We start from the raw sequence: 14940 nt of genomic DNA on the forward strand, positions 1-14940 counted from the left end.
GGGCCGGCCCTCACAGCCGGCCCGCCTCGACGAGCCGTCGCAGGAAGCGCCGGGTCCGCTCCTGCCGCGGCTCACCGAAGACCTCGCCCGGTGTGCCGCGCTCCAGCACCACGCCGCCGTCCAGGAAGCACACCTGGTCGGCGACGTCGCGGGCGAAGCCCATCTCGTGCGTGGCCAGGACCATGGTCATGCCCTCGTCCTTGAGGTCGCGCACGACGCCCAGCACCTCGCCGACCAGCTCCGGGTCGAGGGCCGCGGTGATCTCGTCGAGCAGCAGCAGCCGGGGTCGGGCCGCCAACGCGCGGACGATGGCGACCCGTTGCTGCTGGCCGCCGCTGAGCCGGTCCGGGTACTCGTCCGCCTTGCCGCCCAGGCCGAGCCGCGCCAGCAGCTCGCGCGCCCGCTCCTCCGCCTCCGCGCGCGGCACGCCGTGCACCCGGCGCGGGGCGAGGGTGATGTTCTCCAGCACGCTCATGTGCGGGAAGAGGTTGTACGCCTGGAATACCACGCCGATGCGGCGGCGCACGGTGTCGGGGTCCACGCGCGGATCGGTGATCTCCTCGCCGTCGAGGAAGATCGCGCCGTCGTCGATCTCCTCCAGCAGGTTCGCGCACCGCAGCAGCGTCGACTTGCCCGAACCCGACGCGCCGATCAGCGCGGTGACGGTGTGCGGGGCGACCTCCAGGTCCACGTCGCGCAGGACGACCGTGCTCCCGAAGGTCTTGCGCACCGCTTCCAGGCGCAGCACCGGCTGCTCGTTCATACGATCCCTCCCTGGGCCCGGCGGCGGTCCATCCGGGCGGTGACGGAGTCGGTGAACCGGGTCATGGGAATGGTGAGCGCCACGAAGATCAGCCCGGCGACGACGTAGGGGGTGTAGTTGAAGCTCTTGCTCGCCGTGATCTGCGCCGCGTACACGGCGTCGACCGCGCCCGCGATGGAGACCAGGCCCGTGTCCTTCTGCAGCGAGACCAGGTCGTTGAGCAGGGGCGGCACGACGCGCCGCACGGCTTGCGGCAGGACCACGAAGCGCAGCGTCTGCCCGCTGCCGAGCCCCAGCGAACGGGCGGCGGCGCGCTGGCTGGGGTGGACGGACTCGATGCCGGCGCGGAACACCTCGGCCACGTAGGCGGAGTACGTCAGCACCAGCGCCGTCCCGCCCAGCAGCACCGGATCGGTGGTGACGCCCTGCAGCCGCAGCGCCGGGATGCCGAAGACCACCATGAGCAGGCAGATGATCAGCGGCAGCCCGCGGAAGAAGTCCGTGTAGGCGGTGGCGAGGGCGCGCAGCGGGAAGAACACCGGGCCGCGCAGGGTACGGGCGACCGCGATCAGCATGCCCAGGACGAGCACCGCCGCCCCGCAGACGAGCAGCAGCCGGAAGTTGAGCCAGAGCCCGTCGAGGATCTCCGGCAGGGCCTCGCGTGCGTAGTGGGCGCTGAAGAACGTCTCGCGGGTGCGCGGCCAGCCGGGGGAGTTGACGATGACGAGGAAGAGCACGGCGCCGGTGACCAGCGTGCTGACGGCCGCGACGGCGGTGGCCCGGCGGGTCCGCGCCCGCTTGAACCGCTCCCGCTCCAGGCGGCGCGCGGACGGCACGTACCCGTCCTCGGCCACCGGTGGCGCGTCCTGTGTCTTGCGCGGCTCCTGTGCCCCCTGCTGCGTGGGCACCGCGTCCCCGGCCGTCATGAGAGCACCGGCGCGCCGACGGTCGCGGACAGCCACTGCTTCTCCAGCCGGGCGAGCGTGCCGTCCTTGCGCAGCGCGTCGACGGCGTTGCTGACGCAGCCGGTGAGGGGGCTGCCCTTGTCGAGGACGAGCCCGAACTGCTCCTGCCGCCCGTTCGCGGCGCCCTTGGCGTCCTTCGGGTCGAACTGGCCGACGATCTTCGCCTCGGGCACCTCGGCGGAGGTGATGAAGAAGGCGGTGGGCAGGTCGACGACGATCGCGTCGACCTGGCCGTTCTTGAGCGCGGTCTTGGCGTAGTCGTTCTTCTGGAAGACGGCGGGCTTGCGGTCCGGCTTGATGACCTCGTCGACGATGTCCAGGCTGGTGGTGCCCACCTGGGCGCCGAGCCTGGCGTGCTTGAGGCCGTCGATCGTGGTGGCCTTGGCCGCGTCCGAGGTCTTCAGGGCGATGACGGCCTGCCGTACGTCGTAGTAGCCGGAGGAGAAGTCCACGGCCCGGCGGCGCTCGTCGCTGACGGAGATCTGGTTGATGTCGAAGTCGAACTTCTTCGCCCCGGGCGCGACGGAGGTGTTGAAGGGCACGGTCTGCCACAGGACCTCGGAGCGGCCGTAGCCGAGCTTGTCGGCGACGGCGTAGGCGACGGCCGACTCGAAGCCCTTGCCGTTGGCGGGGTCGTCGTCGACGAACCAGGGGGCGTAGGCGGGCTTGTCCGTCCCCACGGTGAGCTTCCCGGCGGTCCGGGTCGTCAGCCGCTCCTTGGCGCACGCGGCCGCCTGCGCGGCGGGGGAGCCGGGGGGCTTCGCCGCGCCGGTCTCCTCCTGCGGGGCGCAGCCGGTGGCCGCGGCGAGGAGGACGAGGAGGGCTGCGGCCAGGCGTCTGGGCTGGGTGGCGACGGACATGGCGTGAGACTGGCAGCGCGCGCTGTGATCTGTCCAGGTCAAGGCCATGAACCGTCCGAATGGCGGACGGTTGTTGCCGGATCATGAACGCGCGGCCGACGGGAGTACGCGCGTCCCGACGGAAGCGAGAGATGGCCGGAAACAGTCGGTGTGACGGGCGGTTCCGCGGTGTTGCGAGTGAGGATTGAGTGCCCCCGATGCCCTGAACGGCCGAGGTCGACAGGAAAAAAGGCTGTACGACGGGGGCTCGGCAGGATAATTTATGGCTCAACCCCTTGAGTCGAAGAACTGCGCATGGATACGGTGTCTTAACGCCAGGTTCTCCCGAGGAGGGGTAGTCGTGACGGAAATTCTTGCGTCGACAGCCGCAAAATCCGACATTTTGTCTGTTGACCGCGTCGTGGAGCACCCGGCTTGGGCCGAGCTCAAGGCCGCTGTGGAGACGATTCGGCCGTGGCAGTCCGCCGACGGCTCCATCGACCTCGAGACCGAGGGCGCACCACCGGGCGCGACGGTCCGCGCCCAGGTCGACACGGTCATAGCCGCGGTCGAGCAGCTCTCGCCGCTCCTCCCGCACGACGCCGCGTACCACACGGCACTCGTGGCGGACCTGCGACGCTGGGCCGACACGGGCTTCGGCGTGCCGGACTTCCTCGACTCGCTGCTGGCCTTCCAGCCGGCCGCCCGCCGCGAGGACGGCCGCCAGCACCTGGTCGTCTTCCCGATGTACACCCAGAACGGCAACCCCGACCGCAACTTCGAGGCCGTCGTCCTGCGCATGGTCTGGCCCGAGTGGCTCTCCGAGCTGGAGCGCACCCGCTACGACAACCCGCTCTTCCTCGGCATCACCTTCGAGGACTTCACCGCGGGCTACGACACCAACTCCGCGGTCCTCTTCCCCGAGACCATCGCCGTCCGCGAGGCCCCCGAGCGCTTCACCTGGGGCGGCATCTTCTGCGACCGCGAGGCCGCCCGCTTCCGCCGCATCACCGAGTCCGCCGTCGAGACGCTGCGCCTCGACCTGCCGGCCGACATCGCCGAGATGGTCGGCGACCAGGACCGCTGCGAGCAGGCCTTCGTCCTGTGGGACATGGTCCACGACCGCACCCACAGCCACGGCGACCTGCCGTTCGACCCCTTCATGATCAAGCAGCGGCAGCCGTTCTGGATGTACGGCCTGGAGGAGCTGCGCTGCGACCTCACGGCCTTCAAGGAGGCCGTGAAGCTGGAGGCCGACGGCTACACCCAGGCCCGTGACGTGCAGTTCGCCGTCCTCTTCGACCGGATGTTCCGCTTCCCGATCACCGGCGAGCGCGTCCGCAACTACGACGGTCTGGGCGGCCAGCTGCTCTTCGCCTACCTCCACAAGCACGACGTCGTACGCTGGACGGACAACACACTGCACATCGACTGGGAGCGTGCTCCGCAGGTCACCAACCAGCTCTGCGGCGAGATCGAGAAGCTCTACCGCGACGGTATCGACCGCCCCAAGCTGGTCCACTGGTTCGCCGCCTACGAACTCGTCTCGACCTACCTCGCCCCGCACCCCGGATCCGTGTGGGCCAAGGGCCCCGACGCCCTCGACCTCTCCCTTCCGCCGCGCAAGCTGGTGGACGACGTGCTTCCGGACGAGTTCCCGCTCAGCATGTTCTACGAGGCCCTTGCCAAGAAGCTGCGTGGCGTGATCGCCTCGACCAGGGGGATCACTGCTGCGGACATGGCGCAGGTGGCCGCGTGAGCGAGAACGAGACCGGGCAACAGGAGGAGGCGACCAGCATGAGCACTCCGACCAACGGCAACGGCCCGCTGGAGGGTGCCGTCGTGGCGGTGGCGGGAGCGGCCGGCCCGGCGGGCCGGGCGACCCTGCTGCGCCTGGCGGAGGCCGGGGCGACCGTGGTCGCCTCCGACGCGGACGCGGCCCGCCTCGCCGAGGCCGTGGACGCCGCCCGCTACGCCCACGGCGGCGCCACCGTCACCGGTGACACCGTGGACCTGCTCGACCTCGACGCCGCCCGCGCCTGGGCCGACCGCACCGAGAAGGAATTCGGCCGCGTCGACGGCCTGATCCACCTCGTGGGCGGCTGGCGCGGCTCGGCGACCTTCGCCGAGACCGACCTGGCCGACTGGGAGCTGCTGGAAAAGCTCCTCATCCGCACCGTCCAGCACACCTCGCTGGCCTTCGAGGGTCCCCTGGCCCGCAGTGGCAACGGCCGGTACGTGCTCGTCAGCGCCGCCGGCGCCAGCAAGCCCACCGCCGGCAACGCCGCCTACTCCGCCTCCAAGGCCGCAGCCGAGGCCTGGACGCTCGCCCTCGCGGACTCCTTCCGCAAGGCCGGCGGCGACCAGGAACCGCCCGCCGCGGCCGCCATCGTGGTGGTCAAGGCGCTGGTGCACGACGCCATGCGGGCCGAACGACCCACCGCCAAGTTCGCGGGCTTCACCGACGTCAAGGACCTCGCCCAGGCCATCGCCGGTCTGTGGGACAAGCCCGCCCAGGAAGTGAACGGAACCCGTCAGTGGCTCACCCCGCACGTCTGACCGACAACCCCGGCACCGCCCTGCCGGCCACCGACGCGATACGCCGCCACGACCCCGCGGTGCGCGGCTTCGCCAGCGACAACTACGCCGGCGCGCACCCCGAGGTCCTCGCGGCGCTCGCCCTCGCCAACGGCGGCCACCAGGTCGCCTACGGCGAGGACGACTACACCGCGCACCTGCAGGACGTCATGCGGGCCCACTTCGGGCCCACGGCCGAGGCCTTCCCGGTCTTCAACGGCACGGGCGCCAACGTCGTCGCCCTCCAGGCCGCCACCGAGCGCTGGGGCGCGGTGATCTGCGCCTCCTCCGCGCACATCAACGTCGACGAGTGCGGGGCGCCCGAGCGCGTCGGCGGCCTGAAGCTGCTCCACGTGCCGACCGAGCACGGCAAGCTCACCCCCGAGCTGATCGACCGCGAGGCGTGGGGCTGGGACGACGAGCACCGGGCCCAGCCGCAGGTCGTCTCGATCACCCAGACGACCGAGCTGGGCACCTGCTACACGCCCGAGGAGATCCGCGAGATCTGCGACCACGCCCACGAGCGGGGCATGAAGGTCCACCTCGACGGCTCCCGCATCGCGAACGCGGCGGCCACCCTCGGGGTGCCGCTGCGGGCCTTCACCACCGACGCCGGAGTGGACCTGCTCTCCTTCGGCGGCACCAAGAACGGCATGGTCTTCGGCGAGTGCGTCGTCGTCCTCAACCCGGACGCGGTGCGGGCCATGAAGCACCTGCGCAAGCTGTCGATGCAGCTCGCCTCGAAGATGCGCTTCGTCTCCGTCCAGTTCGAGGCCCTGCTCTCGGGCGACCTGTGGCTGCGCAGCGCCTCCCACGCCAACGCCATGGCGGCGCGCCTGGCCGAGGGCGTACGGGACGTGGAGGGCGTCGAGGTGCTGCACCCGGTGCAGTCCAACGCCGTCTTCGCCCGGCTGCCGCACGACGTGAGCGTGCGCCTGCAGAAGCGCTACCGCTTCTACTTCTGGGACGAGACGGCCGGCGACGTGCGCTGGATGTGCTCCTTCGACACCACCGAGGCCGATGTGGACGCCTTCACCGCGGCCGTCGCCGAGGAGATGGCCAAGCAGTAGCAGCGCGTAGCAGCCCTCCCCACGGCGACGTACGGCCGTGGAGACGCCGGAGCCCCCGGCCGCTCATCGAGCGGCCGGGGGCTCCTGGGCTTTTGCGCGTACTAGCGCCGGTCCGTGCCCGCGGCCTGGGCCGGGGTCGGGGCCGTGCCGCCGAGGTGGGCCGGGATCCACCAGCTGTCGCCCGGGCCCTCGGTCCGCACCGGATAGGCCCGCTGGGCCGACTCCAGCAGGCCCTGGACGCGGGAGCGGACGCGCTCGGTGACGGTGTCGGCGGACTCTTCCGCGCCGGCGGTCACCGGCTCGCCCACCCTTATGGCCACCGGGATGTGGTCGCGGCCCAGATTGCGCTTCTGGCCCTTGGTCCACAGCCGCTGGGTGCCCCACAGCGCCATCGGCACCAGCGGGACCCCGGCCTCCTGCGCCAGCCGCGCCGCGCCGGACTTGAAGTTCTTGAGCGTGAAGGACGTGGAGATCGTCGCCTCGGGGAACACGCCGATGATCTCACCCGAACGCAGGGCGGTCAGCGCGTGCCGGTAGGCCTCCAGGCCCGCCGCGCGGTCGACGGGAATGTGCTTCATCGCCCGCATGAGCGGCCCGGACACCTTGTGCCGGAACACCGAATCCTTCGCCATGAAGCGCACCAGCCGCTTGGCGGGGCGCGCCGCCAGACCACAGAAGACGAAGTCGAGGTACCCGATGTGGTTGCTCACCAGCACCGCCCCGCCGCGCTGCGGAATGTGCTCGGTGCCCTGGATGTCGAAGCGCAGATCGAGCGCCTTGAACATGGTGCGGGCCACTCCGATCACCGGGGGGTAGACGAGCTCTGCCATATCGGGAAGTTCCTTCCGGGCCTGGGGAGGGTGCTCCCACGGAAATGGTGAAGGGGTGCGGTTCTCAAGTTACGCGGCCGTAGGGTGTCGGCTTCCGGCAGATCGTGCCTGAATGCCCGGCCCGCGGGCCAGCGGGGAGGCCCCATGGGCCGGGAGATCCTCGTCACGTCGCGAAATTTTCCCGGTTCGGACGGTGCTGGAGGAAGGGAGTCGGACACGGAAGAAGGAGGACGCGCGTGCCCGTGCGGTACGAGGACGCCCGCGAGGGGGACGGGGCCCGGTGGCTCGGCGCCGACGGGATCGGCGCGGAGCTCGGGCGGCGCGCCACGCTCGTGCAGTTCTCCAGCGCCTTCTGCCGGCCCTGCGCGGCGACCCGGCGCGTCCTCGCGGACGTCGCCGCCATGGTCGAGGGCGTCGCGCACGTCGAGGTCGACGCGGAGGCGCACCTGGAGCTGGTGCGCGCCCTGGACATCGGCGCCACCCCCACCACGCTCGTCCTCGACGCCGCCGGCCGCGAGGTGCGGCGCGCCGTCGGCCAGCCGCGCAAGGCGGACGTCATCGCTGCGCTGGGCGCGGCGGTCTGACGGGCCGTGATCCACCTCCCAGATCGCAGGCGTCCCTTGACGTCGCACGCCCTGAATCGTCACTGTGACGCTATGTGGCCTGGGCTCCTTCTCCATGGACGCGCGTACGTGGATCTCCTGCGGACCGCGAGCGCGCGCTGTCCGAGTCCGTGAGCACCCGCACCGCAGCGCCCCCGGCGCCGCTCCCGGCTCGATCCCCGGCAGCCCCGACCTCCCGGCAGAAGGACCCCTCATGACTGCCTCGCCCGACCTCGGCACGCACCGCACCGCCACTCCCGAACTGCTGCGCTCGGTCTTCCGCAGGCACGCGGCCGGCGTCGCCGTGATCACGGCCCGGGGCGCCCGCCCGGCCGGCTTCACCGCCACGTCGCTGACCTCGGTGGCGGCCGAGCCCCCGCTGATCTCCTTCGGCGTCGGCACCGGCTCCTCCAGCTGGCCCGTCCTGGCCGAGGCGGACCACGTCGGCGTGCACATACTCGGCGAGCACCAGCAGGAGCTGGCCGCCACCTTCGCGCGCAGCGGCGCCGACCGCTTCGCCGCCCCCACCCGCTGGTACTCGGGCCCCCACGGGGTGCCGGTGCTGGAGGACGTCCTGGCCTGGATGGTCTGCCGCGTGGTGGCCCGGGTGCCCGCCGGGGACCACCGCCTGGTGCTGGCCGAGGCGGTGGCCGGCGACCCCACCGGGGACGGCCGTCCGCTCCTCTACCACCAGGGCCGCTTCAACGGATTGCGGGACTGATACATCCCCCTTCGCCGCGTTGGGCAGATCACAGTCGAGCGGCCTTGCGTTCGGCGCACACCCTCGATGTACTGACGAGTAACATTCCGGTGGGAGCGGGGCCCGCACCCGACCGGGGTCCGCCCCCAAGGCGCCTATGCTGCCTGCCAAGGCAGCTTTGATAGAGACGATGCAGTAGGAGAGCCGGCGTGAGCTTGAGGATCGTTGTCACTGTGAAGTACGTGCCCGACGCCACCGGCGACCGGCACTTCGCCGAGGACCTGACCGTCGACCGTGACGACGTGGACGGTCTGCTCTCGGAGCTCGACGAGTACGCGGTCGAGCAGGCGCTGCAGATCAAGGAGGCGAACGACGACGAGGCGGAGATCACCGTCCTGACCGTCGGCCCCGAGGACGCCAAGGACGCCCTGCGCAAGGCGCTGTCCATGGGCGCCGACAAGGCCGTCCACGTCGAGGACGACGACCTGCACGGCACCGACGCGCTGGGCACCTCGCTGGTGCTGGCCAAGGCCCTCGAGCACGTCGGCTACGACCTCGTCATCTCCGGCATGGCCTCCACCGACGGCGGCATGGGCGTCGTCCCGGCGATGCTCGCCGAGCGCCTGGGCGTCCCGCAGGTGACCCTGCTCTCCGAGGTCGCGGTCGCGGGCGGCAAGGTGACCGGCCGCCGTGACGGCGACGCCGCCAGCGAGCAGCTGGAGGCCTCCCTCCCGGCCGTCGTGTCCGTCACCGACCAGTCCGGCGAGGCCCGCTACCCGTCCTTCAAGGGCATCATGGCCGCCAAGAAGAAGCCGGTGGAGTCCCTGGACCTCTCCGACCTCGGCCTTGAGGCCGAAGAGGTCGGCCTCGAGGGCGCCTGGACCACGGTCGACGAGGCCACCGAGCGCCCGGCCCGCACGGCCGGCACGATCGTCAAGGACGAGGGCGAGGGCGGCAAGCAGCTCGCCGAGTTCCTCGCGGGCCAGAAGTTCATCTGAGCTCCTGACACCCGATCCCTCAACCGCCCTCGCAATTCCCGCAGGAGTGCAGATCCATGGCTGAAGTCCTCGTCTACGTCGACCACGTGGACGGTGCCGTCCGCAAGCCCACCCTCGAGCTGCTGACCCTCGCCCGCCGCATCGGCGAGCCCGTCGCCGTGCACCTGGGCGCCGGCGCGGACACCGCCGCCGCGACGCTCGCCGAGTACGGCGCGGTCAAGGTCCTCACCGCCGACGCCGCCGAGTTCGCCGACTACCTCGTCGTACCGAAGGTGGACGCGCTCGAGGCCGCGTACAACGCCGTCTCCCCGGCCGCCGTGCTCGTCCCCTCCTCCGCGGAGGGCAAGGAGATCGCGGCCCGCCTCGCGGTCCGCATCGGCTCCGGCATCATCACCGACGCCGTCGACCTGGAGGCCGGCGACGAGGGCCCGGTGGCCACGCAGTCCGTCTTCGCGGCCTCGTACTCCACCAAGTCCCGTGTCACCAAGGGCACCCCGGTCATCACCGTCAAGCCCAACTCCGCCGCCCCGGAGGCCGCCCCGGCCGCCGGCACGGTCGAGCAGCTGGCCGTCTCCTTCGGGAGTGCGTCCACCGGCACCAAGGTCGTCTCCCGCACCCCGCGCGAGTCCACCGGCCGCCCCGAGCTGACCGAGGCCGCGATCGTGGTCTCCGGCGGCCGCGGCGTCAACGGCGCCGAGAACTTCCCCGTCATCGAGGCCCTTGCCGACTCCCTCGGCGCGGCCGTCGGCGCCTCCCGCGCCGCCGTCGACGCCGGCTGGTACCCGCACACCAACCAGGTCGGCCAGACCGGCAAGTCCGTCTCGCCGCAGCTCTACATCGCGGCCGGCATCTCCGGTGCCATCCAGCACCGCGCCGGCATGCAGACGTCGAAGACCATCGTCGCCGTCAACAAGGACGCCGAGGCCCCGATCTTCGACCTCGTCGACTACGGCGTCGTCGGCGACCTCTTCCAGGTCGTCCCGCAGCTCACCGAGGAGATCACCGCCCGCAAGGGCTGATCCCGCACGGCACGCGCGTCGTCCCGCCGCCCCCGGCCACCGGCCGGGGGCGGCTGCGTCGTGCCGCACGTCCGCCGCGTCCGTTCGGGTGACCTTGGCCGGTACGGGGGTGTCCGGCCGAGCCGGTCGCTGGAAGAGATGACCGTGGACCACCGGAATCTGCGCACGGCGCCGCACGGACGACGAGGAAGCCCCATGCCCAGTGAACAGACCGACACCGTGGCGCGGTTTCTCCACGCCCTGAGCCCCGCCAGCCGTGAGGACGTCCAACAGCTCTCCCGCGAACAGCAGGAGAAGCTGGCGCAGGAGTGGGAGAAGCACCTGCGCGACGACACCGATCTGATGGCGCTGAGCGAACTCGACCCGGCCACCGCGGAGCACCGTGCCGCCGAGGGCGTCGCCAAGGACTTCTTCTGACGCGACTTCTGACGCGGCTGACGCGACTTCTGACACGGCCGGGGTGTTGACCCCCTCACCGCCCCCTCGCTAGCTTCGCGCTGCGGATGGTCGATTCCGTTCAGCGGAAACGCGGAGGAGTGGCATGGGGCAGCAGCGCGTCGCGACGACCTTCGGAACCACCGTGAGCGAGGGCGTCGGCGCCCTGCTCGCGGACGTCGACGCCGAGCTCGCCCGGCGCTACCCGGGCGACCCCGGCACCCGCCAGCCCGTGCACACCGTCTACGTCCCGGCCGACGCCTTCGACGCCGGCACCCTCCGCTCCTGGGGCGATGCCGCCCTCGCCGCCCTCGACGAACACGCCCCCGACGCGGCCGCGTTCGGCGCCGTGCTCGGCCTGCCCGACGAACTCGCCGGCCCGGTGTACGAGCGCGTGCGCGCCAAGCTGGAGCGCGAGCCGGTGGAGGACCTGCGCATCGACTTCGAGGACGGCTACGGCCCGCGCCCGGACGCCGAGGAGGACGCGGCGGCCGCCCGCGCGGCCACCCTGGTGGCCCGGGCCTGCGCGCGGGGCACGGCGGCTCCGTACATGGGCATCCGTATGAAGTGCCTGGAAGCGGCCGTCCGTGACCGGGCGATACGCACCCTCGACATCTTCCTCACCGGCCTCATGGAGGCGGGCGGGCTGCCCGGCGCCCTCGTGCTGACCCTGCCCAAGGTCACCTATCCCGAGCAGGTGACCGCGATGGTCCGGCTGGCCGAGGAGTTCGAGAAGGCCCACGCCCTGCCCACCGGGCGCATCGGGTTCGAGATACAGATCGAGACCACCCAGGCCGTCCTCGGCGCCGACGGACGGGCCACGGTCGCCCGGCTCATCGACGCCGGACAGGGCCGCGTCACCTCACTGCACTACGGCACCTTCGACTACAGCGCCGCGTGCTCGGTCGCCGCCGCCCACCAGGCGCCCGACCACCCGGCGGCCGACCACGCCAAGGCCGTCATGCAGACGGCGGCCGCCGGCACCGGCGTACGGCTCTCGGACGGCTCGACCAACGTGCTGCCCGTCGGCACCACGCAGCAGGTCCACGCGGCCTGGCGCCTGCACCACCGGCTCGTACGCCGCTCCCTGTCCCGCGCCTACTACCAGGGCTGGGACATGCACCCGGCCCACCTGCCCACCCGTTACGCGGCCGTCTACGCCTTCTACCGCGAAGGACTGGAAGCGGCCGCCGCCCGCCTCGTGGCGTACGTCGGGAAGCGCGGCGGCGCCGTGCTGGACGAGCCCGCCACGGCCCGTGCGCTCAGCGGCCACCTGCTGCGCGGGCTGGACTGCGGGGCCGTGGACGCGGACGAGGTGGACCGGCTTACTGGGCTGGACCGGGTTGCGCTGGAGGGTTTGGCCGGGCGTACGGGTGCGGGGCGGGACGACTAGATTCAGCGGGTGGCCCTGCCGTACGTCCTGCCGCTCGCGGTGCACCTGCTGCTCGAGGAGCCGCTGCTCGACGCGTACTTCTATGAGGGGGACCTGCTGCTCGCGGCTGTCGAAGCCCCGGCCTCGGCCTGGGCTCTGATGCCGGACCTCGCCGCGCGGCTGCGCGGCGTGATCACGACTCTGCCGGAGACGGCGGTCGCCGACCTGCCGCGCGGCGCCGCCGAAGAACTCGCCCGCTTCGCCAAGGGCCCCGGGTCACCCTGCTGACCACGCTTCCGCGGAGGTGGGAGTGGAGCGACTGGACAGCCGGCATGGCCGGTCCCGCGTGCCAGGCCGCGAGCAGTACGCCCTACTTCGGTGCCTGGAAGCCGCCGATCTTCTGCTCGAGCAGTTCGGCCAGCCGCAGCGGGGTGCGGTCCTCGAACATCGGACCGATGAGCTGCACTCCGACCGGCAGACCCTCGGGGGACCGGCCCGTTGGTATGGCGGTGGCGGGCAGGCCGGGCATGGTGGCCAGACCGGCCCAGACGAGCTGGTCGAAGTACGGGTACTCGACGCCGTCGATGTCGATCCGGCGTTCCCTCGGATCGGGGTTGTGGTCGTGCGGGAACGCGGGAGTCGGCGTGATCGGACACACCACGGCGTCGAACTCGGCGAAGAGCTGCCGCCAGCCGTGGCGGTGGAGCTCGCGACGGTTGTTCGTCTCGATCCAGTCGCGGTGGCTCAACACCATCCCGCGCAGTACCGCCGCATCGAGACTCTGGTCGTCTGCGCTCAGTGCGGCGGCGCGGGTCCGCAGCTGCTCGTAGGAGTCGACGGGAAAACGTGCGACGGAGCCCGAAAACAGCAACTGCCGGTAAAGCATGGCGGCTTCGGTCAGATCGGGCAGCAGCGGACTGTGCCGTTCGACGCGGGCGCCGCCGTCGGCAAGCGCGTCGGCCACCCGGTTCACGCCCGCCCGCACGGCGGACCCGGTCGGAATGAGCGGATGCTCCTCGATCACCAGGACCCGGAAGTCGCCGAGCCGCTCGTGGCGCGGGGGCGGCAGCGTCACGTCGTACGCCACACCGTGCGTCAGCGGGTCCGGTCCGGCCATGACGTCGAGCAGGAGCATGAGGTCGCGGGCACTGCGCGCCATCGGACCGACGACGGCGAGGTCGAGGTCCACCGGCAATGCCGGTGCCGGCGGCGCGACCATGCCGCGGGTTGCCGCCAGTCCGAGTGTCGGCTTGTGCGCATAGATGCCGCAGAAATGCGCGGGGGTGCGCAGCGAACCGGCGAGGTCGGAGCCGATGGACAGCGCGCCGAACCCGGACGCCAGGGCCGCCGCTGATCCGCCGGAGGATCCGCCCGACGTGCGATCGTGAGCCCACGGATTGTTGGTGGTGCCGTAGATCTCGTTGAAGCTCTGGATGTCTTGCAGCCCCAAAGGCACATTGGTCTTGCCCAGCACCACCGCGCCCGCGGCCTTGAGCCGCGACACCTGTACCGCGTCCTCGGCCGGCACATAGTCCCGGTGTTGCGGCATGCCCCAGGTCGTGGGCAGCCCAGCCATGTTGTAGGACTCTTTGACCGTCACCGGAATACCGAGCAGCGGCCGGACCTCGCCGCGGGCGAGCGCCTGGTCGGCATCGCGCGCGGCGGCCCGCGCACGGTCGAAGTCCGGCACACAGATCGCGTTGATCACCTCGTCGTCGCGCTCGATACGGGCAATCGCCGCATCGGTCAGTTCCACCGAGGTCACTTCACCGGCACGCAAGGCAGCCGCGAGTTCTTCTGCTGTCTGAAGGTTCCACTCCATGAAACCGACCGTACTGACCTATGGCAGAGGCCATAAAATGCCGATTTGCACAACGGGGTAGATGCCTCAACTCGATGCAGCGTCTTCAACAGCGACCGGCCCGCCCGCTCCGCGACCTCGCCATTCACCCCGGCACGTTCAGGGCCTTCCGCAGGGTGTCGGCGGTGGCGTCCGCGGTGTCGATGCGGCGACGCGGTGTCAGGGCTGATCGATCTGCGCGGCGGCCTCCTCCAGGTCGGCGACGGTCCCCGACATGATCGTCCGTACATGCCCGGTGATGTGCTGCACGGGCCAGTCCCACCACGCCACGGCGAGGAGCCGGGCGATGTCCGCAGCGTCGTAGCGGGTGCGGATGAGCCGGGCGGGGTTGCCGCCGACGATGCCGTAGTCGGGGACGTCGCCGGTGACCACGGCGCCGGCGGCGATGATCGCGCCGTGGCCGATGCGTACACCGGGCATGACCGTGGCGCCGTGGCCGAACCACACGTCGTTGCCGACGACCGTGTCGCCCCGGCCGGGCAGGTCGGTGATCAGGTCGAAGTGCTCCGCCCAGGAGCCCCCCATGGTGGGGAACGGGAAGGTGGAAGGACCATCCATGCGGTGGTTGGCGCCGTTCATGATGAACCGGGTTCCCGTCCCCAGCGCGCAGTACTTGCCGATGACGAGCCGCTCGGGACCGTAGTGGTAGAGCACGTTGCGCGTCTCGAACGCGGTCGGGTCGTTGGGATCGTCGTAGTAGGAGAAGTCACCGACCTCGATCAGCGGCGACTTCACCAACGGCTTGAGCAGAACCACGCGCGGGTGCTCGGGCATCGGGTGGAGCGCGGTGGGGTCGGCGGGAACGGGCGGCATCGCGGGGGCGGTTCCTCTCCGATGGGCTGAGCGACAACTGTCGCGTTAAGATGCTGGCACAGCCCTGCCGCCTTGATCAACTGGATACTGATTGCC

16 protein-coding genes are annotated in these 14940 nt (G+C 71.3%); 10 read left to right on the forward strand and 6 right to left on the reverse strand.

Annotation, left to right across the window (positions count from 1 at the left end; genetic code table 11):
• Positions 1 to 10: 10 nt before the first annotated feature.
• From ACIGXW_RS32205 to ACIGXW_RS32215, 3 genes are read right to left on the reverse strand one after another with little or no spacing between them, the layout of a single operon-like run.
• The gene (locus tag ACIGXW_RS32205; protein ID WP_071963187.1) at positions 11 to 763 is read right to left on the reverse strand and encodes an amino acid ABC transporter ATP-binding protein; all 753 of its coding nucleotides are present in this window, start codon (positions 761 to 763) and stop codon (positions 11 to 13) included.
• The gene (locus ACIGXW_RS32210; RefSeq protein ID WP_079273871.1) at positions 760 to 1689 is read right to left on the reverse strand and encodes an amino acid ABC transporter permease; all 930 of its coding nucleotides are present in this window, start codon (positions 1687 to 1689) and stop codon (positions 760 to 762) included. The genes ACIGXW_RS32205 and ACIGXW_RS32210 overlap by 4 nt, the downstream gene beginning before the upstream one ends.
• Complete coding sequence (locus tag ACIGXW_RS32215) at positions 1686 to 2588, reverse strand: ABC transporter substrate-binding protein (protein ID WP_399576472.1); 903 nt, start codon at positions 2586 to 2588, stop codon at positions 1686 to 1688. Before ACIGXW_RS32215 ends, ACIGXW_RS32210 begins: the two co-directional genes overlap by 4 nt.
• 340 nt (positions 2589 to 2928) lie before the next feature.
• Here ACIGXW_RS32215 and ACIGXW_RS32220 point away from each other — a divergent pair, with 340 nt between their 5' ends.
• The 3 genes from ACIGXW_RS32220 to ACIGXW_RS32230 are packed head-to-tail and all read left to right on the forward strand — an operon-like array spanning position 2929 to position 6214.
• A complete protein-coding gene (locus ACIGXW_RS32220; protein WP_399576473.1) occupies positions 2929 to 4326 on the forward strand; it encodes a DUF6421 family protein in 1398 nt (465 codons plus the stop codon).
• A gap of 38 nt (positions 4327 to 4364) precedes the next feature.
• Positions 4365 to 5126 (forward strand): SDR family NAD(P)-dependent oxidoreductase, encoded by a 762-nt coding sequence (locus tag ACIGXW_RS32225; RefSeq protein ID WP_079273872.1) that lies wholly within the window; start codon positions 4365 to 4367, stop codon positions 5124 to 5126.
• A 20-nt stretch (positions 5127 to 5146) separates the two neighbouring features.
• The gene (locus tag ACIGXW_RS32230) at positions 5147 to 6214 is read left to right on the forward strand and encodes a threonine aldolase family protein (RefSeq protein WP_399576576.1); all 1068 of its coding nucleotides are present in this window, start codon (positions 5147 to 5149) and stop codon (positions 6212 to 6214) included.
• A gap of 101 nt (positions 6215 to 6315) precedes the next feature.
• Here the strand turns inward: ACIGXW_RS32230 and ACIGXW_RS32235 are convergent, their stop codons facing one another.
• Positions 6316 to 7044: a lysophospholipid acyltransferase family protein gene (locus tag ACIGXW_RS32235; protein WP_071963190.1), complete on the reverse strand. Its 729-nt coding sequence runs from the start codon at positions 7042 to 7044 to the stop codon at positions 6316 to 6318.
• 236 nt (positions 7045 to 7280) lie between these two features.
• Between ACIGXW_RS32235 and ACIGXW_RS32240 the strand changes: the two genes are divergently transcribed.
• The 7 genes from ACIGXW_RS32240 (at position 7281) to ACIGXW_RS32270 (ending at position 12458) form a co-directional block, all read left to right on the forward strand.
• Positions 7281 to 7628, forward strand: coding sequence for a thioredoxin family protein (locus tag ACIGXW_RS32240; RefSeq protein WP_104531611.1), 348 nt, complete (start codon positions 7281 to 7283; stop codon positions 7626 to 7628).
• A gap of 232 nt (positions 7629 to 7860) precedes the next feature.
• Positions 7861 to 8367, forward strand: coding sequence for a flavin reductase family protein (locus ACIGXW_RS32245; RefSeq protein ID WP_071963191.1), 507 nt, complete (start codon positions 7861 to 7863; stop codon positions 8365 to 8367).
• Between the two features lie 188 nt (positions 8368 to 8555).
• Entirely contained in the window at positions 8556 to 9344 is a 789-nt protein-coding gene (locus ACIGXW_RS32250; protein WP_399576474.1) for an electron transfer flavoprotein subunit beta/FixA family protein, read from the forward strand.
• A gap of 56 nt (positions 9345 to 9400) precedes the next feature.
• Positions 9401 to 10363, forward strand: a complete 963-nt coding sequence (locus ACIGXW_RS32255; protein ID WP_071963193.1) for an electron transfer flavoprotein subunit alpha/FixB family protein — start codon at positions 9401 to 9403, stop codon at positions 10361 to 10363.
• 195 nt (positions 10364 to 10558) lie between these two features.
• On the forward strand, positions 10559 to 10780 hold the full coding sequence (locus tag ACIGXW_RS32260) for a hypothetical protein (RefSeq protein ID WP_071963194.1): 222 nt from the start codon (positions 10559 to 10561) through the stop codon (positions 10778 to 10780).
• A 124-nt stretch (positions 10781 to 10904) separates the two neighbouring features.
• On the forward strand, positions 10905 to 12191 hold the full coding sequence (locus ACIGXW_RS32265; RefSeq protein ID WP_399576475.1) for a DUF6986 family protein: 1287 nt from the start codon (positions 10905 to 10907) through the stop codon (positions 12189 to 12191).
• A 9-nt stretch (positions 12192 to 12200) separates the two neighbouring features.
• Positions 12201 to 12458: a contact-dependent growth inhibition system immunity protein gene (locus ACIGXW_RS32270; RefSeq protein ID WP_399576476.1), complete on the forward strand. Its 258-nt coding sequence runs from the start codon at positions 12201 to 12203 to the stop codon at positions 12456 to 12458.
• A gap of 82 nt (positions 12459 to 12540) precedes the next feature.
• Here ACIGXW_RS32270 and ACIGXW_RS32275 read toward each other — a convergent pair whose 3' ends face one another.
• Together ACIGXW_RS32275 and ACIGXW_RS32280 are read right to left on the reverse strand one after the other, a co-directional pair.
• A complete protein-coding gene (locus ACIGXW_RS32275; RefSeq protein ID WP_399576477.1) occupies positions 12541 to 13992 on the reverse strand; it encodes an amidase in 1452 nt (483 codons plus the stop codon).
• 198 nt (positions 13993 to 14190) lie between these two features.
• On the reverse strand, positions 14191 to 14844 hold the full coding sequence (locus ACIGXW_RS32280; protein WP_399576478.1) for a CatB-related O-acetyltransferase: 654 nt from the start codon (positions 14842 to 14844) through the stop codon (positions 14191 to 14193).
• Positions 14845 to 14940: the final 96 nt, after the last annotated feature.

Origin of the sequence: Streptomyces sp. NPDC053079, assembly GCF_044546695.1 — a bacterium.
Taxonomy (GTDB): Bacteria; Actinomycetota; Actinomycetes; order Streptomycetales; family Streptomycetaceae; genus Streptomyces.